This window comes from Hoeflea sp. CAU 1731 (genome assembly GCF_039888615.1).
Lineage (GTDB): Bacteria > Pseudomonadota > Alphaproteobacteria > Rhizobiales > Rhizobiaceae > Flavimaribacter.
In genome coordinates this window covers 89,414-115,691 of the sequence record NZ_JBDQQS010000014.1, presented here as the reverse complement: position 1 = coordinate 115,691, position 26,278 = coordinate 89,414, and the positions used below count along the sequence as shown (strand labels likewise).

Here is a 26,278-nt window from a genome sequence, read left to right as displayed (position 1 = left end):
AAAACTCGAAAATTGATCGTGGGCCACGATACAGCAACTTTCTACCAGACGATCGCGCCAAGACAAATAAAACTCGCGTCCGGTCCGGCTGAAATTCGCTGCTTTGCGAGCCCGCGCCGTTCTGCAGCAATTCGGATGGAGGTTTGTATGAGCGTACGCACCATCATCACTTCGGCGCTGGGCGCCGCCCTGTTGGCCGCTATCTTCTGCGCTGGTCCCGTACCTGAGGCGCAGGCGCAAGGCGCGGCAAAGGGCGCAAGCGGTCTGCCGCTCCCGCGTTTTGTCAGCCTGAAAGCGTCCCGCGTCAATCTTCGGGTCGGGCCGAGCACCGATTATGCGGTCTCCTGGCTCTATACACGATCCGGAGTGCCGATGGAGATCATCCAGGAATATGATCACTGGCGCCGCGTACGCGACGAGGACGGCACGGAAGGCTGGATACACAAGTCGCTTTTGTCGGGCGAACGCACGGCGGCGGTGGCGCCTTGGAAGCGTGGCGCCAAGGATGTTTTCGTCGAGATGCACGCCGAGCCGCGACGCGGCGCCGGTCTCGTCGCCCGGCTCGAGCCGGGCGTCGTCGTCGCGATCGACGAATGCAATGGAGACTGGTGCCGGGCGGAGATCCAGCAGGCGGAAGGCTGGATCGCACAGGATCAGATCTGGGGCGCCTACCCGGGCGAGGCCTTCAAGTAAACCGTTGCGGGTGAACGAGAGGCGACGCCGCCATGGATCATGATCACGATCACGAAAACACCGCGAACCGAAAGCGGGTTTTATGGGCGCTCCTGCTCACCGTCACGTTCATGGTCGTCGAAGCCGCGGGCGGCGTTTATGCCGGTTCTCTGGCGCTGATCGCGGACGCCGGTCACATGCTTACCGACTGCGTGTCGCTGATCCTCGCTTGGATCGCGTTTCTCGTCTCAGACCGTCATCCCGACCGGATGCGTTCTTATGGTTATGCGCGATTCCAGGTGCTCGCCGCTTTCGTCAACGGCATCGGTCTGTTCCTCATCGCCATCTGGATCACCTGGGAGGCTGTCGGCCGCATCCGCGAACCGGATCACGTGCTCGCCGGCCCGATGCTGATCATCGCTGCTGTCGGCCTTGTGGTGAACATCATTTCCTTCCTGATCCTGCGTGACCGGTCATCGGAAAACCTGAACATGCGCGGCGCCGCCCTTCATGTCATGGGCGACATGCTGGGCTCGATCGCGGCAATCGTCGCAGCCCTCGTCATCATGTGGACGGGCTGGACGCCGATCGATCCGATCCTGTCGGTTTTCGTGGCCGTTCTGGTCCTGCGCGCGGCGTACACGATCGTGCGGAAATCATCCCACATCCTGCTCGAAGGAACGCCCGAGGACATGGATGTCGGCGACATTGCGGAAAAACTCGTAGCGATGACGCCGGGGGTCGAAGACATCTACCACGTTCATGTCTGGTCGCTGACCAGCGACAAGCCAGTGGTCACCCTGCACGCAACCGTCAGCGACGACGTCGATCGCGATGATGTGCTCGCCGCGTTGCAAAAGGCGCTCGCAGATACTTTCGGCCTCGCCCATGCAACGATCCAGCTTGAGTCGCCCGGTTTCGCCGCTTCAAAAAATCATCAGTAGAAACGACCGGAATCAGATCTCCAGCTTGCTTCTCAACGCATAGAGAAACTCGAGCGCTTCGCGCGGCGTCATGTCGTCCGGATTGACGGTCGCCAGCGCGTCCTCGACCGCCGAGGGTTCGGTTTTCTGCGCAGGGTTCTGGCGAATTTCGGCGGCGAACAACGGCAGATCGTCAATCAGCTTGTGAGCAGGATTGGTGCGTTCACCCTCCTCGAGCTGGCTCAGCACCTGTCGCGCCCGTTCCACCACGGAGGCTGGCAGACCCGCAAGCCGCGCAACCTGGATTCCGTAGGAACGATCGGCTGCGCCTGGCCCCACCTCGTGCAGAAAGATCACGTCGCCTTCCCATTCCTTGACCCGCATCGTCGCGTTGAACAGCCGCACGAGTTTCTCCGACAACGCCGTCAATTCGTGAAAATGCGTGGCGAACAGGCTGCGGCAACGATTGACCTCGTGCAGATGCTCGATCGCCGCCCAGGCGATCGACAGCCCGTCGAAGGTCGCCGTGCCCCGGCCGATCTCGTCGAGGATTACCAGCGAGCGCGGGCCGGCCTGGTTGAGAATCGCCGCCGTTTCGACCATCTCCACCATGAAGGTCGAACGACCGCGCGCCAGGTCGTCGGAGGCGCCAACGCGAGAAAACAACCGGTCAACCACGCCGATATGGGCGCCGCCAGCCGGAACGAACGATCCCATCTGCGCCATGATCGCAATCAGCGCATTCTGTCTCAGAAAGGTCGATTTGCCGCCCATATTCGGTCCGGTCAGGAGCCAGATCGCGCCCTCGTCGCGTCCGTCGCTGGGCGACAGGTCGCAATCATTGGCGACGAACGGATCGGCCGCCTGACGGCGCAGCGCCTGTTCGACGACCGGATGGCGTCCGGCGGTGATCGAGAACGTGACCGAATCGTCGACCACAGGGTGGCAATAACCCTGCTCTTCGGCAAGAACCGCGAGCGCCGCCGAAACGTCGATGACGCTCGTCGCATGGGCTGCGGCGATGATCAGGTCCGATGCCTCGACGATTGCCGCCGACAACCTGTCATAGATTTCGTTTTCGATCGTCAGCGCGCGGTCGGCGGCGTTGGCGATGCGCGATTCGAGATCGGCGAGCTCGGTCGTGGTGAAACGCATCGCGTTCGCCATCGTCTGGCGATGGATGAAGGTGGCCTTGGCGGCGTCATCCGTCAGGGCGCTTGCGTTGCCGGCCGTCACCTCGATGAAATAGCCGAGCACGTTGTTGTGCTTTATCTTCAGCGATTTGACGCCGGTGTCTTCGGCGTATTTCTGCTGCAGTCCGGCGATGACCTTGCGCGACTGATCTCGCAGCGCGCGCATCTCGTCCAGTTCTTCGTGATAGCCCGAGCGCACGAAACCGCCGTCCCGGCGCAAAAGCGGCAGTTCGTCGTCGAGTGCCGCGTCGAGAAGCGCGCAAAGCTCCGGCGGCAGCCCGCCAATGGCCGCGAGCGCCTCTGCAATTTCTTCCGGCGCCGCGCTGTCGCTGAATAGCTGGCGCAGCGTTGAGGCCGATTCCATCGCCAGCCGGATCGATCCCATGTCCCGCGGTCCTCCGCGGTTGAGCGCGAGGCGCGAGAGAGCCCGCGGCATGTCGGGTAGCGATTTCAACGCCTCGCGGGCGCCGTCCGAGAGGTCGGATTCCGCCAGCATCCAGCTAACGGATTCGAGCCTGCGATTGATCGCGTCCGTATCGAGCAGCGGCGACATCAGTCTTTCGGCAAGAAGCCGGCTGCCGCCTCCGGTGACCGTGCGGTCAAGCGCCTTCAATAGGCTGCCGTCGCGTTGACCCGAGAGAGTTCGAAGGAGCTCAAGATTTCCGCGAGTCGCCGGATCGATGAACAGGGTCGAGCCGGAGGTTTCGCGTTCGGGGCGCGCCAGCGGCGGACGTTCGGAAAGCTGGGTCTTTTCGATATAGGCGATCGCCGCCGCCGCCGCGGCCAGTTCGGCGCGGGAGAAAGCTCCGAATCCGTCCAGCGTCGACACCCCGTAAAAGCGCGAAATCCGGCCCTCCGCGCTGCCGCTGTCGAAGAGCACCGCCGGCTGCGGCGTCACGATCCGGCCGAGCGTGTCGAAGATCGGGCGCAGCGCGTCGTCGTGGAACAGCTGATCGGAGACGATGATTTCCTTCGGATCTATACGCATGATGTCGGCGAGTAGCCTTCTGGCTGCGCTTTCAACCAGCCGGAAGGCGCCGGTCGATATGTCGAGCCAGGCGAGCGCGTAGCCCTCGTCGCCCATGCCTTTCACGCGCGCGAGCGCCATCAGGAAATTCGATTCGGATGGCGAAAGCAGCTTTTCCTCGGTCAGCGTGCCGGGGGTGACGAGACGCACCACGTCCCGGCGCACCACCGATTTGGAGCCGCGCTTGCGGGCCTCCGCCGGGTCTTCCGTCTGCTCGCACACGGCGACGCGGTGGCCGTGCGCGATCAGCTTCTGCAGATAGTCGTCGGCCGCGTGCACCGGCACGCCGCACATCGGAATGTCCTTGCCCAGGTGCTGGCCGCGTTTGGTCAGCGTGATGCCGAGCGTTTTCGCCGCCTGAACGGCGTCGTCGAAGAACAGTTCGTAAAAATCACCCATGCGATAAAACAGCAGACAGTCCTGATTGGCTGCCTTGATCTCGATGAACTGCTCCATCATCGGTGTGGCTGCGGCGCGGCTTTCAGGGGAGGCCAGCGTTGCTGTCGTCAGCATGATCTGCGTTCCTGGCGCAATATGTTGTTTGTAGCGGTTTGCCTTGCGGACCGTCGCGATGCGCGAATTGCCGCGACAACACGTTGCATGATTGTTCAAAACCTCTATCAAGGTGTGGGACCCACCCTAAAGGCGGGACACAATGAAAAACAACAGAATAAGGGCGTAAGCAGCCGCTCGCCCACAACAGGTTTGGAAACATGCCCGATTCACCAAAAGGTTCGCAGGCCACATCTTCCGTGACCGAACAGGAAGCGCTGGAATTCCACGTCCGGGGACGGCCTGGCAAGATCGAGATCAATGCGACCAAGCCAATGGCGACGCAACGCGATCTGTCGCTGGCCTATTCGCCGGGCGTCGCGGTTCCGGTGAAGGCGATCGCCGAAGATCCCTCGCGCGCTTTCGACTATACGGTGCGCGGCAATTTGGTGGCGGTCATTTCCAATGGCACCGCCATTCTCGGCCTCGGCAATCTGGGCGCGCTGGCCTCGAAGCCCGTCATGGAAGGCAAGGCGGTGTTGTTCAAGCGTTTCGCCGACGTCGATGCCATCGATCTGGAAGTGGGCACGGAAGACATCGACGAGTTCGTCAACTGCGTGCGGTTTCTCGGACCCACCTTTGGCGGCATCAACCTGGAGGACATCAAGGCGCCCGACTGCTTCATCATCGAGCAGCGGCTGCGCGAGATCATGGACATCCCGGTCTTCCATGACGACCAGCACGGAACGGCGATCATCGCCACGGCGGGTCTCATCAATGCGATGCACCTGACCGGGCGCGATCTCAAGACCACGAAACTGGTCTGCAATGGAGCCGGCGCCGCGGCGATCGCCTGTATCGAGCTGATCAAGTCGATGGGCTTCGCGCCGGAAAACATTACTCTCTGCGACACCAAGGGCGTCATCTACCAGGGCCGCGAAGAAGGCATGAACCAGTGGAAGTCCGCGCACGCCGTCAAGACGGAGGCGCGCAGCCTGGAAGATGCGGTCTCAGGCGCCGACGTGTTTTTCGGCTTGTCGGTAAAGGGCGCGCTTACCCAGGACATGGTGCGGTCAATGGCCGATCGCCCTGTGATTTTCGCCATGGCCAATCCCGACCCGGAGATCACGCCGGAGGAAGTCGCGGCGATTCGCGGCGACGCCATCATGGCGACCGGCCGGTCCGACTATCCCAACCAGGTCAACAACGTTCTCGGCTTTCCCTATATTTTCCGCGGAGCGCTCGACGTGCGCGCCTCCACGATCAACGATTCCATGAAGATCGCCGCCGCGGAGGCGCTGGCGAACCTCGCCCGCGAAGACGTGCCGGACGATGTAGCAGCCGCCTATCAGGGCAACCGACCGCGTTTCGGTCCGTCCTACATCATTCCGGTGCCCTTCGATCCGCGCCTGATTTCCGACGTGCCGGCTGCGGTCGCGCAGGCCGCGATGGATTCCGGCGTCGCCGGGCGTCCGATCGTCGACCTTGAGGCCTATCGTCGGGAACTGTCGGCCCGCCGCGATCCGATCGCCTCCACCCTGCAACGCATCTATCAGCGCGTCCGCCGCAACATGCGTCGCGTGGTGTTCGCCGAGGGCGAGGAAGCGCAGGTCATGCGCGCGGCCATTTCCTACGCCAACCAGCGGCTCGGCACGGCGATCCTGCTCGGTCGCAGCGAGCAGCTCGAGGAAACCGCCAAACAGGCAGGCATCGATCTCAACCGGCCGGGCATCGAGGTGATCAACGCCCGCCTGTCGCGGCGGCGCGACGCCTATACGGAATATCTCTACGGCCGCCTGCAGCGCAAAGGGTACCTCTACCGGGACTGTCAGAGGCTGATCAACACGGACCGCAACCATTTCGCGTCCTGCATGGTTGCGCTCGGCGACGCCGACGCGATGGTCACGGGCACCACGCGCAATTATTCAACCGCGCTCGAGGACGTGCGCCGCTGCATCGACGTCAAGCCTGGCCACCGGGTCATCGGCGTATCGCTGGCGCTCTGCCGCGGCCACACCGTCATCGTCGCGGACACCGCGGTGATCGACATGCCGAACTCGGAAGAACTCGCCGATATCGCCGAAGAAGCCGCCGGCATGGCGCGTCGCATGGGCTACGAGCCGCGGGTCGCGATGCTCGCCTATTCCACATTCGGTCACCCCTCGGGCGAACGCTCGGAACGGGTGCGCGAGGCCGTCCAGATCCTCGACCGGCGCCGCGCCGATTTCGAGTATGACGGCGAAATGGCGGCCGATGTCGCGCTCAATCCCGACCGTATGGCGCAATATCCATTCTGCCGCCTGTCGGGACCGGCCAATGTGCTGGTTATGCCGGCGTTTCACTCGGCCTCGATCTCGACGAAGATGCTGCAGGAACTCGGTGGATCCACGGTCATCGGGCCGCTGCTCGTCGGCCTCGACAAGTCGGTCCAGATCGCCTCCATGGGTGCGCGCGATTCCGATCTGGTCAACCTGGCGGCGATAGCCGCCTACAATGTCGGAGGATAAGGCGGCGCGGAATCAGATTTTTCCGGTATCGCCAGTGACCCGTAGAAAAGCGCTATTTCTCGGCCACCGTAATCATGAGGCTCAGCGCTTTTGAAACGGCGTCTTGAAGTTCCGGTGAAAGGCAGCCGCACAGTTCGCGCTCGATCGCCGCGTGGTCGGCCATGCTCGCATCGGCGGCTGCGATTCCCTTCTCGGTGAGTTGGACCACGACGCCTCGGCCGTCATGCTTGTTCGCAGTCCGTGTGATGAAGCCGTCCTTTTCCATGCGGCGGAGGACGTTCGACAGGCCTCCTGAGGTAATGAGCAGCGTTGAGAGCAGTTCGGTCGGCGAGCTCTGGTAGGGCGCGCCGGAAACGCGCATCGTCGCCAGGACCGCATAGGTCGGATATTTCAGGCCGTGTTCGGCCAGTTTCTTGTCGACAGCCCTCAAAATGATGTCGTGCATTTGCAGGATGCGCCCGACGACCGCTTTCCCGCTGCAGTCGATATCGGGGCGTTCGCGTTTCCACTTGGCCATTCCGCGGCCAACACGATCAAGATCCCAATAGCGGATTGCCGCTTCGTTCACTGTTGTTGTCCTTTCACGTTTTTGTTTGTTGCCGACATAGCCGATACGCGGCCGGCTATCCAGCGCGGCATTATCTTTTATAAGAGTTATATTATCTTTATAATATCTATATTGAAAGATAAATTCCTTGGTGTTAATCTTGGTGATGGGTCCGAGGGAACCGGACATACCCAATCACCAAGGGAGTTTGAATATGAAACGGAATGCAAGACTGATAACGGCGGCCGTCCTCGGCCTTGCCGGAAGCGTTGGAGCCGCATCTGCGGAAGATCTGGTTCTGGGCAGTTTTGGCGGATCGTTCGCCGACAATGTAAAGGCCTGCTATATCGATCCGTTCGAGGAAGCCACCGGCGCAACCGTTGTCACCAAGCTTGGCAGTTCGTCGCAGCAGGCCGCGGCTATCCGCGCGACGGCGGGCGATTCCGATATGGATGTCGTCTTCGCCGACAATGCTTTCGCGGTGCAGTTGGCCAATGAGGATTTGCTCGTCACGCTTGATCGTTCGAAGCTCTCGAATGCGCCGGACATCGTCTCCAACGCCTGGGGCGCGGACGACAGCTATGTCGCCGCCATGGTGGGCGCGACGACGATCATCTACAACAAGGACAAGATAACGACGCCGCCGACGTCGTGGAACGACCTCTTCGATCCGAAGTATCAGGGCCATGTGACCATTGGCGATGTGTCTGGGACGAGCGGCTGGCAGTTCCTTGCCGCCGTGAATGAAATGGAAGGCGGCACGCTCGACGATATCACGCCGGGCATCGAGAAGATCAAGCCGCTCGCCAAGGACGCGGTCCTGCTCTACACTCAGGCCGATCAGGTCGTGTCTCTTTTCGAGCGTGGCGAGATCGACATTGCCGTCTGGTATCCGGATCGCGCCGGCGTCGCTGCTTCCAAGGGGCTGCCGCTCGCAGCCGCCTATCCAAAGGAGGGAGCCGTTGGTATTCTTCCCACGATCTCGATCCCGAAGGGCGTGGAAAATGAGGATCTTGCTCTGAAGTTCGTCGATACGATTCTCGACGCCGAAAACCAGAAGTGTTTTTCAGAGCTTCAGTTTATCGGCTCGGTAAACAAGAAGGTGGAGCTGTCAGACGCGGTCAGGGCCATGGTTCCGACGGGAGAGATGGTGGAGAACATGCTGATTCTCGATCCGCAGAAAATGTCCGAGGTGCTGCCGGAATGGACGCGGCGCTGGCAGCGCGAAGTGTTGCGCTGACGCTGCGTGCATTGATCGTCCCGGGATTTGCACATGAGCGATCTGTCTCTTCAGCGCCTTGCCAAGACCTATGACGGCCATCAGGCGGTTCGGGATGTCAACCTGACGATCGGGGAGGGGGAGTTCGTTTCCCTTCTCGGACCCTCCGGCTGTGGCAAGACGACGATCCTTCGAATGGTCGCCGGACTGATTACACCGACCGGCGGCTCCATACGGATTGGCGGGCGCGACGTAACGGCCCTGCCGCCCAACAAGCGCAACATCGGTCTCGTCTTCCAGTCCTATGCGCTCTTTCCGCACATGACCGTGTTCGAGAATGTCGCCTTCGGGCTGCGTCGTAAGAAGGAGCGCGGCTCGGAACTCGAATCGAGGGTCAAGGAAGCGCTGGCGCTTGTACGGCTCGACGGCTACGCCGAACGCTATCCGCGACAGCTTTCAGGCGGGCAGCAGCAGCGGGTGGCGATGGCGCGGGCGATTGCCCCGCGTCCCAGTTTGTTGCTGTTCGACGAGCCTCTCAGCAACCTGGACGCCAAGTTGCGCGACGAGATGCAGATCGAACTCAAGCGGTTGCAGCGAGACCTGACGATCACCACACTGTTCGTCACGCATGATCAGACGGAGGCCCTTTCGTTGTCCGACCGCGTCTGCGTGATGCATGATGGAATAATCCAGCAATACAACACCCCGGAAGAGGTGTACCGCAGGCCAAGAACCGCCTTTGTCGCGAGTTTCATTGGCAAGCCCAACCAGCTCTCGGGCGTGGTGAAGGGCCAATCGGTCGAGATTTCCGACGGGGTTGTGCTGAAGCCGTCCTCGCTGGATGCGGCGAACGGCCAATCTGTCGATGTCTTCATCCGCCAGGAGGCGGTTTCGCTCCTGGCCAAGGGAAACATGTCCTCCGACGCGATCGCCGCCACGATCGCGTTGCGTTCGTTTTCCGGCGCGCAGATACAGTATGTCGTGCGTCTTTCAAACGGATCGGAGCTGGTCGTCGAAGCGCCGTCGGCCGCGTCGGCGATGAACTTCGAACCCGGAGACACTGTCGGTCTCGATATCAGGCCGGACGACATGATCGTTCTTCCGCGCGAGGGGTGACTGGTGGTTAATCTGCGCTCAGGTCTGTTGCTTCTGGCGCCGCTCGCCCTGGTGCTCGTCGCCTCCTTCGCCATACCGCTGATCATGCTCGTGCCGACGAGTTTCCGGGAATACAGTCCCGGTCACGGCATCATCACGGATGGCTGGACGATCCGGAATTATCTCAACATCCTTACCGACGATTACTATCGCGAAGTCGTTGTCCGCACCGCCTGGCTGGGTATTTCGGTGACAGGGCTATGCCTTCTGCTCGGTTATCCGGTCGCCTATCTCATCGTGCGCGGCAATCCGCGCTGGCGTCTTCCACTTGTGATGCTGGTCATATTTCCGCTGATGCTCAATCTGGTCGTCCGCTCATTTGGCTGGATCGTTCTGTTGAGCAATCGCGGACTGATCAACAATCTTCTGATCGATATCGGACTGATCGAGCGCCCGTTGAAGCTCATCTTCAATCTCACCGGCATGCTGATCGGACTGACCCACATCTATTTGCCGTTCATGGTGCTGATGCTCGTCGCTTCGCTACAGAACGTTCCCCGCGACGTCGAAGCCGCCGCCGCCACTCTCGGTTCGAGCCGTTTTCATATATTCCGGGCAATCACCCTTCCGCTGACGGCGCCAGGCATCATTTCCGGATCCATCCTCGTGTTCGTTCTGACGATCAGCGCGCTCGTCACGCCGCGCATGCTGGGCGGGCCAGTCTATCAGGTAATGGCGACGCTGATCTACGATGAATACATGCAGCTTCTCGACTGGCCGAGCGGCGCAGCCCTGTCCTTCTCGCTCGCATTCGCGACAGTGCTGATCATCTGGCTTTCAAGCCGGATGACAAAACGGTGGGCCGGGCTGGCATGACAGATCAGAAACCGGGCTTTATCGTTTCCTCCTTTGCGCTTCTGGTGGTCTTCTTCCTGCAGCTGCCGGTGATCGTCGTCGTGCTCGCCTCATTCAGCGAAACTTCCTATCTCACCATTCCGCCGCAAGGCTGGACGCTGGACTGGTTTCGGGAAGTGCTGACGGACAGCACCTATCTCAACGCCATCAAAATCAGTCTCATCCTGGCCGTCAGCGCAACCTGTGTGTCGTTGGTACTGGGCGTCGCCGCCTCCTATGCAATCGCCAGGCGGATGGTGCCGGGCTCCGAAGCCCTGGCGTCGTTTCTGATGGCGCCGCTCGCCATTCCGGCCGTGGTCATCGGCGTGGCTATGCTGCAGTATTTCTCGCTGGTGGGCCTGCGCGGCGGCTTTATCACCCTCATCATCGCGCACGTTGTCATTACGGTGCCCTATATCGTCCGTTCGGCGCTTGCCAGCCTTTCCGGCATGGATGTGGCGATGGAGGAGGCCGCCCGGGTGTTGGGCGCCGGAAGCTTTACGGCCTTCCGTCTGGTTACCCTGCCCCTGATCAAGCCCGGTCTCGTCGCTGGCGCGCTCTTTTCATTCGTCGTTTCGATGGAGAATGTGCCGGTGACGATTTTTCTCGCCGGCGCGCGCCAGACGACATTGCCGATTCTGATTTTTACCTCGGTGGAGATGGGCGTCACACCCGGCGTCGCCGCCGTTTCGACGCTTCTTATCGTCGCCACGCTCGTTGTTCTGCTGTTGGCGGAACGGTGGACGGGCTTTCACCGTTTCGTTTGAAGGACCAAGCCATGCATCTTACGAGCAAGGGGTTCCCCCTCTTTTTTACCTTCGATCTTGACGCGGAAACCATGTGGACGGCGCGAGACGCAAGCTATGCGGAGCGCCCGGTCCTGATGTCGCAGGGCGCTTACGGCTGGAAAGTGGGCGCAGACCGGATCCTCAGGCTTCTCGCGCACTATGACCTGAAGACCACATTCTTCATACCAGGCCTGGTGATCGACCAGCGTCCCAAACTCATGGAGCGCATTCTCGAGGGCGGTCACGAGATTGCCCATCACAGCTATACGCACCGCTGGATTCTCAGCCTGTCTGATGACGAAGAGCGCGAGGAAATGGAGAAGGGCATCGAATCGATAAGACGGGTGACCGGTTCGTCCCCGAAAGGCTGGCGTTCGCCGGCCGCAGAAATCAGCAAGATCACCATGCCGCTTCTCGTCGAGCACGGCTTTGCCTACTCCTCCAACTTTTTCGACGACGATTCGCCCTATCTTCACACCGTCGGGAACAAGCCGACGAATATCGTGGAGTTGCCGTTCCGCTGGGTGCTCGACGATGCGCCGTTCTTTCAGTACTCCATCGTTCTGCCGGGCCGCACGATGCAGGCGCCTTCGGCGCTCCTCGAGGCCTGGAAGTTGGAATTCGATGTGCTCTATGCCGAAAAGCGGATGATGATGGTCGGCATGCATCCGCAGATTATCGGCCAGCCGTCGCGCATCGGCGTACTGCAGGCGTTGATCGAACATGCGCTCGAGCGCGGCGACGTCTGGATCGGCCGGTGTGACGAAATGGTCGAGGACATGCGTCCGCGGCTCACAGGGGCTTCGGTGTGAAACCGGAGGCGAGCCTCGATTTTACCGGGCGAAAGTTTATGGTGACCGGCGGCGCCAATGGCATTGGATGGGCGACGATCATCAGGTTCCTGTCAGGAGGCGCGAGCGTCGCCTGCCTGGACAACAACGCCGCAGCGCTTGAGGCGATTGCGTCGAAAGCTGGTGAAAGACTCCTGCCGATTCATGTCGATGTGACCGATACCGTCGCTCTCAACGCCGCAGTTGAGAAGGCCGCCGAGACGTTCGGCGGGCTCGACGGAGTCGTCAATGCCGCGGGCGTCGACCTGCAGGCCGGCGTCGAAACGATGGAAGACGCCGCGTGGGAGCGGCTCATCGCCGTCAATCTGACCGGCCCGATGAAGGTGTGCCGCGCCGCCATCGCCCATCTCAGGCAGGCTGGCGGCGGAACGATCGTCAATTTGTCATCGGGCGCGGGGCTACGGCCTATTGAGAACCGCAGCGCCTATTCCGCCTCCAAAGCCGGTCTCCAGATGTTCTCCAAGGCGCTGGCGCTTGAACTGTCCGGCAACGGCATTCGTGTCAATGTCGTCTGTCCGGGTGCTGTGGATACGCCGTTGTTTCGATCGGGGATACCGGGCGGCGAGGAAGGCGAGAAGGAACTCCAGTCCATCCGCGCGCGCTATGCACTCGCACGTATTGCGGAACCGGACGAAATCGCGGCAGGCGTCGCTTGGCTGTCCAGCCCTGAATCCTCATACGTGACCGGCGTCATTCTTGCGATCGACGGCGGGCGGACATTCCATTGAGGCTGCTGCAATGACCGGAACGCGCCGTTTCTCCGACAAGACCGTGGTCGTCACCGGCGGCGGCGCGGGCATCGGTCTGGCAATTGCGCGACGATTTCTCGGCGAAGGTGCCCGGGTGGCGGTGCTGGACATCAACGCAGGCGACGCCAGGGCCGCGCTTGCAGAAGAATACGGATCCCGGCTTCTGGCCGTCGATGGCGATTGCACGGAACACGAGACGAGTTTCGCCTTTCACAATCGAACCGTCGATATTCATGGTCCGGTGGACATTCTGATCAACAACGTCGGTCAGAGCGGACGCGAACGCAGCGCGCCGTTTCATGAATCCGACGAGGCTGTCTGGCGCTTCGTGCTGGAGGTTTCTCTTCTCAGCGCCATGCGGATGTCGCGCCTCGTCGCTCCGGCGATGCGGGAACGCGGCGGCCGTATCGTCAATATGTCGAGCGACGCGGCTTTCGCCGGCGACGCCGGTCTGGTCGACTACGCTTCCGCCAAGATGGGCGTGGTCGGGTTCACGCGCGCGCTGGCCCGGGAGCTCGCGTCTTTTTCGGTGACAGTAAATGCTGTCGCCCCGGGCGCCATTCGGACACGCGCGCATGACAGTGTTCCCGCCGAAGTCATCGAACGGATTATCAGCAACACGCCGGCGGGGTTTGCAGGAGAGCCGGACGACGTGGCTGCAACGGTGGCTTTCCTTGCGAGCGAGGAAGCTCGGTTCATCACCGGTCAGACTTTGCTGATCGACGGTGGACGCTGGATGATTTAAGGGAGAAAACGATGTCCGATCTTGCCGATATGACTGCCGTTGAAATGGCGCAGGCGGTTCGCAGCCGAGTCGTTTCTCCGGTGGAGCTGGTCGATGCGGTCCTGGACCGCATCGAAAAGAGGGCGGATCTCAACGCGTTCATTACGGTGACGGAGACGCAGGCCCGGAGTGCTGCGCGCGACGCGGAAGACGCGGTGATGCGCGGCGACGATCTTCCCCCGCTGCATGGCGTTCCCTATTCGGCCAAGGACCTGCTCAATACCGCGGGTATCCGCACGACAATGGGTTCGCTGCTGTTCGAGAACCACGTACCGGATACGGATGCGGTGACGGTTTCGCGCGCAAAGGCCGCCGGCGCCATTCTTGTCGGCAAGACAACCACGCCGGAATTCGGACATGTCCAGTCGGCCACCTCGCCGTTGTTCGGCCGCACGCTGAATCCGATCGATCCGAAGGTCACGCCGGGCGCCTCGAGTTCCGGGTCCGCCGTCGCTGTGGCTACAGGCATGGGCCCGTTCACGCTCGGCACCGACGGTGGCGGTTCAAGCCGCATTCCCGCAGCGTGCTGCGGCGTTGTCGGTTTCAAAGCTTCTCTTGGAACCCTTCCGCACCTGCAATTGCCTGACCTCTTCGGCGCCAATTCCTATGTCGGGCCCCTGGCGCGCACCGTCGAGGATATCGAGTTGGTTTTCTCGTGCCTGCAGGGTCCGGATCTGCGCGACCCCTATGGACAGGCATCGGCGGCGCTGTACCCCACCGAACGGCGCCCTTTGAAAGGGTTGCGTATCGCCTGGATCGCCGAAGGCGGCGCGCGCGTCGAGCGCGAAACGGCGCGTCTCACCCAGGCTGCGATGGAACGGATCGCCGACGTCGGCGCCATCGTCGAACCGGTCGAGGTCGACTTCAAGTCCTACGAGCCGGTTTTCCTCGCGATCCTGCGCGTCGGTCTGGCCGCGCGGACGGGCCCGCTCATCGAAGGCCATGAAGACAGGGTTGCGAAGTCGCTGGTGGATACGATTGAACTCGGCAAAGGCTATTCCGCGATCGAACTTTCCAACGCGATTTCAGACCGCACACGCTTGTTTCACGAAATCCAGTCCGTTTTTGAGAATTTCGACCTGATCGCATCGCCGACGCTCACGGCGCCGCCCTTGCCGATCGATGTCGATCCCACGGGCGACATCACAATCGATGGTGTGAATTGCGGCGCCATTCGCGGCGCCTGGTATCCGTTCACATTCCCGCAAAACCTGACTGGTCATCCGGCGATTACAATTCCGTGCGGCAATACGATGTCGGGACTGCCAGTAGGACTGCAGTTCACCGGACAGTGGTACCGTGATCTGGATTTACTTGACGGCGCGCGCCAGGTGGCTGGTATTATCGCCTGACGCCAGCGGTCCTCGGGCCGTCAACTTTGTTCGCATACCGATTTGAGATTCGCCAGGACAAGCGCCCCAGGCCCGGTTGCAGAATGCGGCGTAGGCGGCGTCATCAGCCCATCCGGAGTGCCGGAAGTCGAGGATTGTTTGCGCGGGAATTCTCGTCATCCAGTCCGCCGCTGCGGTGCCGTCGTCGGGTGCCCGGATGCTTTTAATTGCGACCCGCCTGTCCCTGACCCCCTTCGCCGTGGATAGCGCGGCGTAGACGTGGCCGACCGGCGCGTCGATCCATGCCTGCTGTTCCAGCGTCTTCATGTATTGTCTCCCGCGATATCGAACCGGCTGGCCTGTGATTGGGTTCCATTGTCGGAACATAGGCAGAACTTTCATGCTGCATTTCCGGCCGTTTTATGCTATGATAGGTCACTGGAACAGAGCTGCGCTTCAAGGCTGAAGCAAGATATCCGTGCATGCCGGCGCGGCGCCGAATTCCCGAAACGAAGCCAGATTCACCTTCAAAGGTGCGATTCCCGAAACAAGGCCAGATTGAGTCAGTGGGTCCAGGCAGGCTTCGAGTGCTGGAAACGCCGGATTCCCGAAACAAAGCCGGGTACTGTGATTATGTTTTAAAACCAATAAGTTAAAAGAAAATAGGGTTAGGATGCGAAGCGGCTTGCGTCCGCCTTGTAATAGTTCAGATAGCGGTCGCTGATCCGGGATATCGGCAGAATCACCATTACGTCGGTCGTGCCGAAGGCGTAGTCCACCACGGCGCCGTCGCCGATCACCGCGCCGAGCCTCAGATAGCCCTTGAGCAGGGGCGGCAGGGCGTTGACGGCGCTGCGCGTGTCGACGGCTTCTTTCGGCATCAGGTCCATATTCTGGAAGAGTTCGGGACGGGCGCTCACCGACCATTCCCCGGCCGCCAGGCAGTTGTGGAAGAGGAACGACAAGGGAAGCGCCATGGCCTCCGGCCGCACACCGGGAATGGAGGCGCAGCCGAACATCACGTCCATGCCGTGTTCGAGCGCATAGGCCCAGTTGCCCTGCCACAGCAGTTCGACGGTGCGGCGGGTGCGGTACTGCGGAAGCACGCAGGACCGGCCGAGCTCCATGAAGCGCTTTTCGGGATGCCTGGCCAGCATGTCGCTGACGGCGAATTCCGAGGTCGAATAGAAACCGGTGTTGGCGCGGGCCACATCCTGCCGGAGAATCCGGTATGTGCCCACGATTTGCTCTTCGCTGTCGCCCGGCATGCTGCGATCGAGCACGAGAAGGTGGTCGCAATATTCGTCATAGATGTCGATGTCGCGTCCGCGCCGGACCGATTCGGGCGTGAGCGTTGCACCCATCTCCCTGGCGAAAACCTCGTAGCGCACCGCCTGCGCCGCGTCGATTTCGGAAGGCGTTAATGCGAGGCGCGTTTCCAGATTGCCGATACGGCCGAACACCGATCCGTGGGCTTCCGTCATTTTAAGCGCCGGTCCCGGAGCAGAGCGGTTCGTTGCTGGCGTTTCGCGCACATTTGTCGCCATCGCAATTCATTCCCGTCGGTTCGAATTAGGCCCATTAATCAGAATAGTACGACAACGCGGTGACACCGTAATTCGATGTCCGGGAGCAACTGCGCATGATGAATATTCGGTTTGTCCCACCGTTCAGCCCATATCCACGACAACGCGCCCCCGGATTTCCCCTGCAATAATGGCATGGGCCGTGGGTACAATATCCTCAAAACCGATCGTTTGCGATAGGGAATGCAGTTTTTTGATGTCGAGCTCCTGCGCCAGCCGGCGCCAGGCTTCCTCGCGCAAGGGCTTTGCGGCCATTACCGAATCAACGCCCAGCAGGCTTACGCCGCGCAGGATGAAGGGAGCGACGGTGGTCGGCAAATCCATTCCCTGGGCCAGGCCGCAGGCCGCGATCGCCCCGCCGTAGCTGGTCATGGCCAGCATGTTGGCGAGCGTATGCGATCCCGCCACATCCACGCCTCCGGCCCAGCGTTCCTTGCCGAGCGGACGGCCGGGCTCCGACAATTCGCTGCGCTCGATGATTTCGTCGGCGCCGAGATCTTTCAGGAAATCGGCTTCCTGTGGACGGCCTGTGGATGCGATGACCCTGTAGCCGAGGCCAGAGAGAAGCGAAATCGCTACCGTTCCGACGCCGCCATTGGCGCCCGACACGACGATCGGTCCGCTTTTCGGCGTAAGTCCATACCGTTCCAGCGCCATGACCGAAAGCATGGCCGTATAGCCCGCCGTGCCAATCGCCATGGCGTCCATCGCGCTGAACGCGTCCGGTCTTTTGATCAGCCAGTCGCCGCTCACCCGCATATATTGCGCATAGGCGCCGAGATGCGTTTCGCCAACGCCCCACCCGTTGAGGACAACCGCATCCCCGGACTTGAAGCCGGCGTGCTCGGAGCTCACAATCGTGCCCGCGCAGTCGACGCCCGGAACCATCGGCCAACGGCGCACGACCGGAGATATCCCGGTGATCGCCAGCCCGTCCTTGTAGTTGACGGTGGTCGCGTCCACCCGGACGACGACGTCGCCCTCCATCAAATCGTCAAGCGTGAGTTCGGTCGTGTCGACCGACTGGTTCTTGTTCTCGTCGCGCGAAACCAGAATGGCCCGGAACGGGCCTGTCGGGACGTCGGTCATGGCAAATTGCCTCCCATTGCTTGTGTGAAGTGTGTCCGTAGGTTCAGAGGGCTTCCGCGGGATAAAGCCACTTTCCGAACACTTCGTCGATGATAATGGCCACGGCGCCGACCGTGATGCACGCGTCGGCGAGGTTGAAGACGGCGAACGACCACGTATTGACGTAGAACAGCACGTAATCGACCACATAGCCAAACATGGCGCGGTCGATCAGATTGCCGATCGCGCCTGCGATCACGAAAGCGAAGCCGACCTGGCTCAGCCACCGCGTCGGCGAAGACCTGGCCCAGATGATCCCCACAATGGCGATGATGACCAGAGTGATCACGATCAGCCAGTTTTCGCCCAGTCCGCTCAAGAGCGAGAAGGCGATGCCCTCATTGTGGGTTCGAAACAGCGCCAGGAACGGCAGCAGGTCCACCTTTTCATGCATGGGAAGGGCGCGCTCGACCAGCCATTTGACGATCTGGTCGAGGGCGACAAGCGCGGCGATCAGGGCCATGGCGTGGCGCTGCTTGGAAAAAACTGAACGGACCGCTTTCATCAGTCGACCTTCAACATGTGGCGTCTCGCCTCGAATATCATGACGCCGGTGGCGACGGCCAGGTTCAGCGAATCGGCCCGGCCGGCCTGTGGTATCCTTACCAGATGGTCGCACGCCTCGGAAAGTTCGTCGGGCAGCCCCGCCTGTTCGTTTCCCATCAGGATGAGAGTCGGCTTAACTCTATAGTCCACCGCGCGATAATCAATGGCGCCGGCGAGGTGGGTTCCAACCAGCAGCAGCGGATTTTTCGATCTCCATTTCAAAAACGCCTCCACGCCGCACCGGGCGACGGGAACCGCGAAGACCGATCCCATCGTCGCGCGGATCGTTTCCAGAGAAAAGGGATCGGTGGTTTCTCCAACGAGTATGACGCCGCTCACGCCTGCGGCGTCGGCGGTGCGGATGATCGTGCCGAGATTGCCGGGATCGCGTATGCGGTCGAGCGCGATCCAGGTCTCGTTGTCCGTGGGCCGCAGGCTTTCCAGCGGCGCGTAGCGTTGCTCGAAGACGGCGCAGACCATTTGCGGATTGTCGCGGCGGGTGATGGCGGAAAGCACCTTTTCGCTCACCTCCAGAACCAGCGCGCCGGAGGCGACAGTGCGCGCCGCCACGCGCTCCACGGCCGGCTTGTCTTTCGCCGCCTTGGAGTAGATCAGTGTCTGGATTGTCCAGCCGAGCTCCAGCCCGTCGATGACAAGCTTCAGGCCCTCGGCCAGAAACAGGTTCGACCTGTCCCGGTTCTTTTTCTGGCTGAGTGCGCGGATATCCTTGATGATTGGGTTCGCGAGGCTCGAGACCTCCTTAACCTGCCCCACGCGGCCGAGAGGTTCTCCGGAGCCGCTCATGCGGGAACCCAGCGACTGAAGAGGGACGTCGAGAGTTTGATGTCGCGCGCTTCCTCGCGAATGATCAGTTCCCCGGATTCGACGCAGCCGCCAGCGCCGCGCATCGTCTCGCGCATCAGTTCGTGGATCGAATAGAAAGACGCGCGGATCGAATAGGCGGTCAGCACCAGGCCGATCGGATCAGTAGCCAACAGCGTTCGACAGGCGTCGAGCATATGAGGCAGGTCGTCGAAGAGCTGCCACACCTCCCCGTCCGGGCCGCGACCGAATTTCGGGGGATCCGTCAGGATGATGTCGTATCGATTGCCGCGCCGGATCTCGCGGTTGATGAACTTCGTCGCATCGTCGCAGATCCAGCGCACCGGTCTGTCTTCAAGACCGGCCAGCGCCTGGTTTTCGCGCGCCCATCCGATCGCCTTCCTGGAAGCGTCCACATGCGTGACTTCGGCGCCTGCGTCTGCCGCCACCAGCGAGGCGACGCCTGTATAGCCGAAGAGATTGAGAACCTTGACCGGACGGCGGCTTTTCTCAATGCGTTCCCGCATCCATTGCCAGTGCGCCGTCTGTTCCGGAAAAACGCCGACATGGCGAAACGAGGTCAGCCGCGCCATAAAGTCGACGCCGGCAAGCCGCATCGGCCAGGACTCGCCCGTGGGTTTGCCCGGAAAATGCCAACGGCCCACGCCGTCCTCGTCCGTATCGCCGGTAAACACTGCGTCGGCTGTTTCCCATTCCGCCGACGGTCGGCTGCGCGGCCAGAGCGCCTGGGCTTCCGGTCGCACGATCCGGAAAGGTCCGTAGCGCTCCATCTTTTCACCGTCCCCCGTGTCCAGCAGCGCATAGCCTTCCTGCGCCGGCGTCTCGAGAATCAAAGGAGCGCGTTCCGCGGGACGGTCGCCTGCGCGCCGCGCGATCGGCTCTCTGTCCCGCCGAACGGATTGTTCGACCTTCGCCGGGTTTCTGGTCCCGGGCGAATTGTGCGACTTTTTCTTTGAACGCGCTTCAGAGGGCCGCTCGCGCCCTTTCCCGGCCGGTTTCCGGGGGCTCGCCTTCAAATCCGCAGGTCTGTTTCTCATGATCACGGCTCTAACATTGTGCTGGAGTCTTGGCAAAGCGCAAATATGCAAGCATAGTCCCGGTGATTTGCCGGATCCTTTCCGCCGGCGCCTGTACAGTAACATCCAACGGGAGGACATCTCATGGAAATGAAGGGCGAGGAACGCATAGCGGCGTCACGCCAGGTCGTGTGGGAAGCGCTGAACAATCCGGACGTTCTCAAGCAGTGCATTCCGGGCTGCGAATCCCTGGAACAGACCGGCGACAACGAGATGGCGGCCACCGTGAAGCTGAAAATCGGTCCGGTTTCTGCCAAATTCAATGGCGCCGTGACGCTCGAGAATATCAATGCGCCGGAAAGCTACACGATTTCCGGTGAGGGAAAGGGCGGCGTCGCCGGCTTCGCCAAGGGCGGAGCGGATGTCAGTCTCGCGGAAAAGGGCGACGAAACTGTTTTGTCCTATGAGGTGAAGGCCCAGGTCGGCGGCAAGATCGCCCAGCTCGGCTCGCGATTGATCGACTCCACGTCGAAAAAACTCGCCGGCCAGTTTTTCGAGAAGTTCAAGACCATCGTCGAAGGCGGCGCCTGAACGCCGTCAGGCTTCCAGGAATTTTTCCCATACCAGGCAACCGGCGGCGAAATCCTCCAGTGAAGCGCCGGTGGATTTGAACAGCGTAATCTCCGTGTCGTCCTGACGGCCCGGATGGTCGCCGCGACACAGCATCGCCAGTTCGGCCGCGACGTCGGACCGGCTGATCACCCCCGCCTTGATCGGCTGTACGAGATCGCCCGCTTCCTTCAACGCGCCGTCGAACGTGTCGACGAACAGCGTCGCCCTGCGCACGGCTTCGTCGTCGCTTTCGCGCAAGTCCGGCGTGAAGGCGCCGACGAGATCAACATGGGCGCCGGGTTTCAGCCACGCGCCCTCGATCAGCGGCGTCGCGGATATCGTGGCGGCGCTGATGATGTCCGCGTCTGCAATCGCTGCCTCGCGATCTTCCGTTACGTCCACCGCAAAAGCTTCGGCCGCCAGCTCTTCCGCGAGCTTGATCGCGTTGGCTTTGCTGCGGTTCCAGATCGTGACGTGTTCCAGCGGATGCATCGCCGCATGCGCGCGGATCAGATGGCCCGAGAGCTTGCCGGCGCCGATCATCGCCATCCGGCTTGAGCCCTTGCGCGCCAGATAGCGTCCTGCAAGCGCCGACGCTGTCGCAGTGCGCCACAGGGTCAGCGACTGGCCGTCTATCAGCGCGAGCGGTTCGCCTGTCGTTCCATCCGACAGCAGGTAGACCGCCATGACAGCCGGCTTGCCTATGTCATTATTGTCGGGGCTGACTGTCGCGATCTTCACCCCCATATACCCGTTGCCGGAAACCGGCTGCGAGAAATCGCTCCAGGCCGGCATCAGAAGCAGCGTGCTGTCGGATCCGCTTGCGCGTTCGATCGTGTGGTGGTGCCGCACGGGCGCCGCGACGCCGCCCCGGAAAGCATCGGCCAGTGCGTCGGCAAGGCTGTGATGATCAAGGATCTTGTCGACCGCCTCGGCGGATATCAGTTGCATGGTGCTGTCGCCTTGGAAGGAAATGGACGAAGTCGAAGGCCGCTGTCAGGCGGTCGGGAGTGACCGTTGGCCGGCGACGGTTTCGGCGCGCTCGCGCTGCCTGTCCGCCTCTGTATGCCATTTGACGGCTTCTTTAGCTTCCCGGCGGGCCTTCTTGCGGTGCTTGCCCTGCTTGAACCAGGTCGCCAGAGAGCCGATGATCATCCCGAGAATCAGCGCTCCGAACAGGAACACGAAAAGCGGCGCCGATACGGACAGCAACGTGTCCGAGGGGCGGAAAGGATTGAGCGCCAGCGTCACTTCATTGCGATTGGCGACCGAGAGCACAATCAGCACGATGCCGATGGGAAGGAGTATGAGTATGTTGATCAGCTTGCGTGTCATCGCGTCATTCGCTCAAATTGCTGCGGCCCGGGACGGAGTCGCTATCAGCTCTGTCGCCGCGCCCGTTTTCTGTTTGTATAGAACAAATGCATCAACTTGTCCGCAGGACAATCCATTGCGCCGCCTCATGCCGTCGACCGGCTGAACCCGGTCAGCCCGCATCCTGTGGATTGAGACGTTCCCGCAATTCCTTGCCGGTCTTGAAGAACGGCACCCATTTCTCTTCAACATGCACGGTTTCGCCCGTCCGCGGATTGCGTCCGGAACGCGAAGGTCTGTTTTTGACGGAAAACGCGCCGAAGCCGCGCAATTCGACGCGATTGCCCTCGGCGAGCGCGTCGGTGATCTCGTCGAGCACGGCGTTGACGATATTTTCCACGTCCCGGTGGTAGAGGTGCGGGTTCTGAGATGCAATAATTTGCACAAGTTCCGATTTGATCACGGCTTTTCCCCCGTCCGCGCTAGTTGTCTGCCTCGCCAAAGTGCCAAACGGACACGAGGCCGTCAAGGAACAACTTGCGGTCGGCGAGCGCCTTCAGCTCCTCCGAGAAAGGAAAGCTGTTCTGCCCGAAGGCATTGAGTACTTTGGCCATGGCGTCGCCCAGTATCAGCTCCGTTCGCGACTTGCGGGGCTCCCAGTCGATGATGTCGAGCGTGTCGTCGATATCCTGTTCCGCCAGATATTTGCGGATGTCCTCCTCGCCGCCGACAACGTCGATGAGGCCGTTGTCCGCCGCCTGCCGACCCGTGAAGATGCTGCCGTCGGCAAGCTTGCGTGTCTCGGACATCGGCAGCTTGCGCCGTTCGGACACCAGGGTCACGAACCAGTCGTAGGAATCGGTGATCATGGAATCGATCATCTGCTTGGCTTCGGCGCTTGCTTCGTGGAAGGGCGAAGGTTCGGCCTTCAGCGGCGCCGATTTGATTTCCTCGATCTTGACGCCGATCTTGTCGAGCAGCTCCTGGACCTGTGCGTACTGGAAGATGACGCCAATCGATCCGACAATGGACGTGTCGCCGGCGACGATGTAGTCCGTGCCGCAGGCGATCATGTAGGCCGCGGACGCCGCCAGCGTGCGGACGTCGGCGACGACCGGCTTGGTTTCTCCGAGTTTGAGCACGGACTTGTACAAAACCTCTCCGCCATAGGAGGTCCCGCCGGGCGAATTGAGCCGCAGTATCACCGCCTGGACATTGTCGTTCTTGGCGATCGTATCGAGGCGTTTTTGCAATTCCTGATTGTCGGTGATGACGCCGGAAATTGTTACGCGCGCAATATGCGGAGACGCCTTGCCGCCAATGGTCTCGCCTTCGCCCAATCCGAAGAAAAGACCGGCGACCACCGCGAGTATCGCGACAAGAGTCGCGATCCGCCAAAAAGTCAGCTTCCTCCTTAGTCGGCGACGATCCGTGATGCCGCTGTGATCCATGGCCGTGTCCTGTGCGTTTCAAGATGTGTCGAAGCGTGCTGACTGGTTACTCCGTTCTTGTGCGTCGCGCAACTGCGGGTCAGCCGGGTCGTTTTCGAATACGTCGCGCAAATGCACAGATTCGCCACTTTGCTTCTGTAAGCAGCGGCCACGATATGTTAATTGCTGTCAGAAAGCGTCAATCGCAGGAGCGGTTCGTCAATTCGCACTGCAGCATTTTCGGAAGATCCTGAAACGTCAACCATGGCACACGTCTCTCCATATCCCGCCACGGAAAAATTACCGAAAGGCGGCCTGCCCAAGGGCTATGCGAAAGCCAGGAAGCATTCCCGACTGGTTCGTTTCCTGAAGATCGCGTTCCCGATCGCCGCGCTGTTGGCGATCTCGATATTCATTGGAGTCACGATGCTGGCGCGGGCTCTGCCGCCGGATGTCGGTTTTGCCGGCGCCTCCATTTCGGGTGGCAAACTGGTGATGGCCAATCCTCATATGACGGGACGCGCGGGCGGCGATAAAATGTACTCGGTTGTGGCGTCTCGCGCCGTACAGGACCTGTCGGCGCAGGACGTGGTCCGGCTTGAGGATATTTCGGCCGAGATCGAGTTCGGAAAAGACGACAGCGCGACGCTGGAGGCGGTCAGCGGGATATACAACCGGGTCGAGAATATTCTGACGCTCGATCAGCCATTCACGGTTGTCACCCGCTCCGGCATGAGGGCCAATTTGCGCCAGGCCGACATCAATATCGAAACGAGCGAGTTGAAATCCGAGGGGCGTGTCCGAATTGACACGGATCAGGCATTGATATCTGCGGAAAAACTTGTCATTTCGGAGAATGGCTCGCTGATCACGTTCAAAGACAATGTCGACATGACCATCAAGCCGCAGGAAAAGAAGAACCGCAAGACCGGCAGGTCAGGTGGCTAGCGAGTGGAACGGGAACAAACATGACTTCAATGACACGCAACTTCCTGACGGCTGCGAGCGGGTTGCTGGCGGCGGCGCTGGTTGGTGGATTTCTTGGTTCCGCAGCCGCGCAGCAGGCGACGTCGAGCCGGATGGACGGTCTCGCGATATCGGGCGACAAGCCGATCCAGATCGAAAGCGATCAGCTTCAGGTCAAGGACCAGGACGGTACGGCGATCTTTACCGGCAACGTCAAGGTCGTCCAGGGCGAAACCCTGATGCAGTCTGGCGTCATGACCGTTTACTACGAGAAGGAAGAGCCGGCAAAAGACCAGCGTTCCGGCGATGGCGCTCAAAACCAGCAGTCGGCTGAGGGCGGCGGACAGGCTCCGGCGAACCCGACTTCCGGGATCGGCTCCAACATTGAACGCATCGACGTTGCTGACACGGTCTATATCCAGTCCGGCGAGCAGACGGCGACGGCTGACCGGGGTATCTTCAACATGAAGACCGAGGTGCTGGAGTTGACCGGCGAAAGGGTTGTCCTCACCGAAGGCAACAACGTCCTTGTTGGCTGCAAGCTGACCGTTTTCATGCAAAGCGGCGAGGCCAAGCTGGACGGTTGCGGCGGGAGCAATGGCCGCGTGAAGATGCAGCTTGACCCCAAGACGAAAGACAGCAGCCGGCCCGAGGGCGGCGAGCGGCGGCGCAAAACGAACTGATTTTCGTCCCTGTGGACGGACGAGGCTTATATATTGGCATTTGTAACCACTGACGACGCCGCCGCAGCCGGCCCTGAAAGCGAGAACCGCGAAACGGCCGGATCGAGCGCCAAATCCGGAAGCGGCCGATATGAGGGCACCCTGGTCGCCCGGGGCCTCTCCAAAGCGTACAAGAAACGGCGCGTCGTCGATGGCGTTTCGCTTGGGTTGAGGCGGGGTGAGGCCGTCGGGCTTCTCGGCCCCAACGGCGCCGGCAAGACCACCTGTTTCTACATGATCACCGGACTGGTGCCCGTCGACGAGGGCGAAATCAGGATCGACGGCTATGACGTGACGTCAATGCCCATGTATCGCCGCGCCCGGCTGGGACTGGGCTACCTGCCGCAGGAAGCCTCGATTTTCCGTGGACTGAGCGTGGAGGAAAACATTCGCGCCGTTCTCGAGATCGTCGAACCCGACAAGCAGGCGCGCAAGCGCAAGCTTGATGATCTTCTCGAAGAGTTTGGTATCGATCACCTGCGCAGCGCTCCCTCGATCTCGTTGTCGGGTGGCGAACGCCGGCGTCTGGAAATTGCGCGGTCGCTCGCTTCGGATCCGATTTTCATGTTGCTCGACGAGCCGTTCGCAGGCGTCGATCCGATCGCCGTGTCGGACATCCAGGCCCTCGTGCGCCATCTCACCGGTCGCGGAATCGGCGTGCTGATCACAGATCACAATGTGCGCGAGACCCTCAAGCTGATCGACCGCGCCTATATCATCCATGGGGGCAAGGTGCTGACGCACGGCCTGCCGCAGGAAATTGTCGCGGACGCCGATGTTCGGCGACTGTACCTGGGTGAGGGCTTTTCGCTCTAGTTCCAGCGAATGGTGCGCCGCAATATTTTTCTGGTCAATATCGGCTATTTGTATTAAAAACAGGGCTCACGGTCTTGCTTGACCCGACCCGCGCCGGCGTTGCGCCAGCCGGAATTCCACTTCCTGCTTGACTCTGAATGCGAAAAGAAGCAATTTTCGGGCCAGTTTTGATAATTGAGCCGATATTTTCGACGAATAGTTATCCCGCAGGGCGTTGAGCAGTCACT

At 61.1% G+C, this 26,278-nt stretch carries 27 protein-coding genes; 15 read left to right on the top strand and 12 right to left on the bottom strand.

Annotation, left to right across the window (positions count from 1 at the left end):
* Positions 1-147 precede the first annotated feature (147 nt).
* Positions 148-693 carry an SH3 domain-containing protein gene (locus tag AAFN47_RS20890; protein WP_499811191.1) on the top strand — a complete coding sequence of 182 codons (546 nt, stop codon included), beginning with the start codon at positions 148-150 and terminating at the stop codon, positions 691-693.
* Between the two features lie 32 nt (positions 694-725).
* The gene (locus AAFN47_RS20885; RefSeq protein ID WP_499811190.1) at positions 726-1,616 is read left to right on the top strand and encodes a cation diffusion facilitator family transporter; all 891 of its coding nucleotides are present in this window, start codon (positions 726-728) and stop codon (positions 1,614-1,616) included.
* 12 nt (positions 1,617-1,628) lie between these two features.
* Here the strand turns inward: AAFN47_RS20885 and mutS are convergent, their stop codons facing one another.
* Entirely contained in the window at positions 1,629-4,328 is a 2,700-nt protein-coding gene (gene mutS / locus AAFN47_RS20880) for a DNA mismatch repair protein MutS (RefSeq protein ID WP_499811189.1), read from the bottom strand.
* Positions 4,329-4,528: 200 nt separating this feature from the next.
* On the opposite strand from mutS, the gene AAFN47_RS20875 reads away from it, so the two are divergent.
* Entirely contained in the window at positions 4,529-6,814 is a 2,286-nt protein-coding gene (locus AAFN47_RS20875) for an NADP-dependent malic enzyme (RefSeq protein ID WP_499811188.1), read from the top strand.
* A 52-nt stretch (positions 6,815-6,866) separates the two neighbouring features.
* On the opposite strand, the gene AAFN47_RS20870 is transcribed toward AAFN47_RS20875, so the two are convergent.
* Positions 6,867-7,550 carry a MarR family winged helix-turn-helix transcriptional regulator gene (locus tag AAFN47_RS20870; protein WP_499811187.1) on the bottom strand — a complete coding sequence of 228 codons (684 nt, stop codon included), beginning with the start codon at positions 7,548-7,550 and terminating at the stop codon, positions 6,867-6,869.
* 25 nt (positions 7,551-7,575) lie between these two features.
* Here AAFN47_RS20870 and AAFN47_RS20865 point away from each other — a divergent pair, with 25 nt between their 5' ends.
* The 8 genes from AAFN47_RS20865 to AAFN47_RS20830 are packed head-to-tail and all read left to right on the top strand — an operon-like array spanning position 7,576 to position 15,093.
* Positions 7,576-8,601 carry an ABC transporter substrate-binding protein gene (locus AAFN47_RS20865; RefSeq protein WP_499811186.1) on the top strand — a complete coding sequence of 342 codons (1,026 nt, stop codon included), beginning with the start codon at positions 7,576-7,578 and terminating at the stop codon, positions 8,599-8,601.
* Positions 8,602-8,634: 33 nt separating this feature from the next.
* Positions 8,635-9,696, top strand: coding sequence for an ABC transporter ATP-binding protein (locus AAFN47_RS20860; protein WP_499811185.1), 1,062 nt, complete (start codon positions 8,635-8,637; stop codon positions 9,694-9,696).
* Between the two features lie 3 nt (positions 9,697-9,699).
* Entirely contained in the window at positions 9,700-10,551 is an 852-nt protein-coding gene (locus AAFN47_RS20855) for an ABC transporter permease (protein ID WP_499811184.1), read from the top strand.
* A complete protein-coding gene (locus AAFN47_RS20850) occupies positions 10,548-11,336 on the top strand; it encodes an ABC transporter permease (RefSeq protein WP_499811183.1) in 789 nt (262 codons plus the stop codon). Before AAFN47_RS20855 ends, AAFN47_RS20850 begins: the two co-directional genes overlap by 4 nt.
* Positions 11,337-11,347: 11 nt before the next feature.
* A complete protein-coding gene (locus AAFN47_RS20845) occupies positions 11,348-12,169 on the top strand; it encodes a polysaccharide deacetylase family protein (protein ID WP_499811182.1) in 822 nt (273 codons plus the stop codon).
* The gene (locus AAFN47_RS20840) at positions 12,166-12,936 is read left to right on the top strand and encodes an SDR family NAD(P)-dependent oxidoreductase (RefSeq protein ID WP_499811181.1); all 771 of its coding nucleotides are present in this window, start codon (positions 12,166-12,168) and stop codon (positions 12,934-12,936) included. The genes AAFN47_RS20845 and AAFN47_RS20840 overlap by 4 nt, the downstream gene beginning before the upstream one ends.
* 10 nt (positions 12,937-12,946) lie before the next feature.
* Positions 12,947-13,702 carry an SDR family NAD(P)-dependent oxidoreductase gene (locus AAFN47_RS20835; RefSeq protein ID WP_499811180.1) on the top strand — a complete coding sequence of 252 codons (756 nt, stop codon included), beginning with the start codon at positions 12,947-12,949 and terminating at the stop codon, positions 13,700-13,702.
* Positions 13,703-13,713: 11 nt separating this feature from the next.
* Positions 13,714-15,093, top strand: coding sequence for an amidase (locus AAFN47_RS20830; protein ID WP_499811179.1), 1,380 nt, complete (start codon positions 13,714-13,716; stop codon positions 15,091-15,093).
* Here AAFN47_RS20830 and AAFN47_RS20825 read toward each other — a convergent pair.
* The 6 genes from AAFN47_RS20825 to AAFN47_RS20800 form a co-directional block, all read right to left on the bottom strand.
* Positions 15,052-15,399: a hypothetical protein gene (locus AAFN47_RS20825; protein WP_499811178.1), complete on the bottom strand. Its 348-nt coding sequence runs from the start codon at positions 15,397-15,399 to the stop codon at positions 15,052-15,054. The two genes, AAFN47_RS20830 and AAFN47_RS20825, sit on opposite strands and share 42 nt — an antisense overlap.
* Before the next feature lie 341 nt (positions 15,400-15,740).
* On the bottom strand, positions 15,741-16,556 hold the full coding sequence (olsB, locus tag AAFN47_RS20820) for a l-ornithine N(alpha)-acyltransferase (protein WP_499811221.1): 816 nt from the start codon (positions 16,554-16,556) through the stop codon (positions 15,741-15,743).
* A 186-nt stretch (positions 16,557-16,742) separates the two neighbouring features.
* Complete coding sequence (gene acuI, locus AAFN47_RS20815; RefSeq protein WP_499811177.1) at positions 16,743-17,747, bottom strand: acrylyl-CoA reductase (NADPH); 1,005 nt, start codon at positions 17,745-17,747, stop codon at positions 16,743-16,745.
* A 43-nt stretch (positions 17,748-17,790) separates the two neighbouring features.
* On the bottom strand, positions 17,791-18,291 hold the full coding sequence (gene lspA / locus AAFN47_RS20810; RefSeq protein ID WP_499811176.1) for a signal peptidase II: 501 nt from the start codon (positions 18,289-18,291) through the stop codon (positions 17,791-17,793).
* Positions 18,291-19,136, bottom strand: a complete 846-nt coding sequence (locus AAFN47_RS20805; protein WP_499811175.1) for a TrmH family RNA methyltransferase — start codon at positions 19,134-19,136, stop codon at positions 18,291-18,293. The genes lspA and AAFN47_RS20805 overlap by 1 nt, the downstream gene beginning before the upstream one ends.
* Positions 19,133-20,212 (bottom strand): class I SAM-dependent methyltransferase, encoded by a 1,080-nt coding sequence (locus AAFN47_RS20800; RefSeq protein WP_499811174.1) that lies wholly within the window; start codon positions 20,210-20,212, stop codon positions 19,133-19,135. Before AAFN47_RS20800 ends, AAFN47_RS20805 begins: the two co-directional genes overlap by 4 nt.
* 123 nt (positions 20,213-20,335) lie before the next feature.
* On the opposite strand from AAFN47_RS20800, the gene AAFN47_RS20795 reads away from it, so the two are divergent.
* The gene (locus AAFN47_RS20795; protein WP_499811173.1) at positions 20,336-20,782 is read left to right on the top strand and encodes an SRPBCC family protein; all 447 of its coding nucleotides are present in this window, start codon (positions 20,336-20,338) and stop codon (positions 20,780-20,782) included.
* A 6-nt stretch (positions 20,783-20,788) separates the two neighbouring features.
* Here AAFN47_RS20795 and lhpI read toward each other — a convergent pair whose 3' ends face one another.
* The 4 genes from lhpI to sppA form a co-directional block, all read right to left on the bottom strand.
* Positions 20,789-21,754 (bottom strand): bifunctional Delta(1)-pyrroline-2-carboxylate/Delta(1)-piperideine-2-carboxylate reductase, encoded by a 966-nt coding sequence (gene lhpI / locus AAFN47_RS20790; protein WP_499811172.1) that lies wholly within the window; start codon positions 21,752-21,754, stop codon positions 20,789-20,791.
* Positions 21,755-21,799: 45 nt separating this feature from the next.
* Positions 21,800-22,138 (bottom strand): LapA family protein, encoded by a 339-nt coding sequence (locus AAFN47_RS20785; protein ID WP_499811171.1) that lies wholly within the window; start codon positions 22,136-22,138, stop codon positions 21,800-21,802.
* A gap of 151 nt (positions 22,139-22,289) precedes the next feature.
* Positions 22,290-22,580 (bottom strand): integration host factor subunit beta, encoded by a 291-nt coding sequence (locus AAFN47_RS20780; protein WP_220228634.1) that lies wholly within the window; start codon positions 22,578-22,580, stop codon positions 22,290-22,292.
* A gap of 19 nt (positions 22,581-22,599) precedes the next feature.
* Positions 22,600-23,568 (bottom strand): signal peptide peptidase SppA, encoded by a 969-nt coding sequence (gene sppA / locus AAFN47_RS20775; RefSeq protein ID WP_499811170.1) that lies wholly within the window; start codon positions 23,566-23,568, stop codon positions 22,600-22,602.
* Between the two features lie 243 nt (positions 23,569-23,811).
* Between sppA and lptC the strand changes: the two genes are divergently transcribed.
* From lptC to lptB, 3 genes are read left to right on the top strand one after another with little or no spacing between them, the layout of a single operon-like run.
* Positions 23,812-24,495 (top strand): LPS export ABC transporter periplasmic protein LptC, encoded by a 684-nt coding sequence (lptC, locus tag AAFN47_RS20770; protein WP_499811169.1) that lies wholly within the window; start codon positions 23,812-23,814, stop codon positions 24,493-24,495.
* A 20-nt stretch (positions 24,496-24,515) separates the two neighbouring features.
* A complete protein-coding gene (locus tag AAFN47_RS20765; RefSeq protein WP_499811168.1) occupies positions 24,516-25,196 on the top strand; it encodes an LptA/OstA family protein in 681 nt (226 codons plus the stop codon).
* 33 nt (positions 25,197-25,229) lie between these two features.
* Entirely contained in the window at positions 25,230-26,051 is an 822-nt protein-coding gene (gene lptB, locus AAFN47_RS20760) for an LPS export ABC transporter ATP-binding protein (protein WP_499811167.1), read from the top strand.
* Positions 26,052-26,278: the final 227 nt, after the last annotated feature.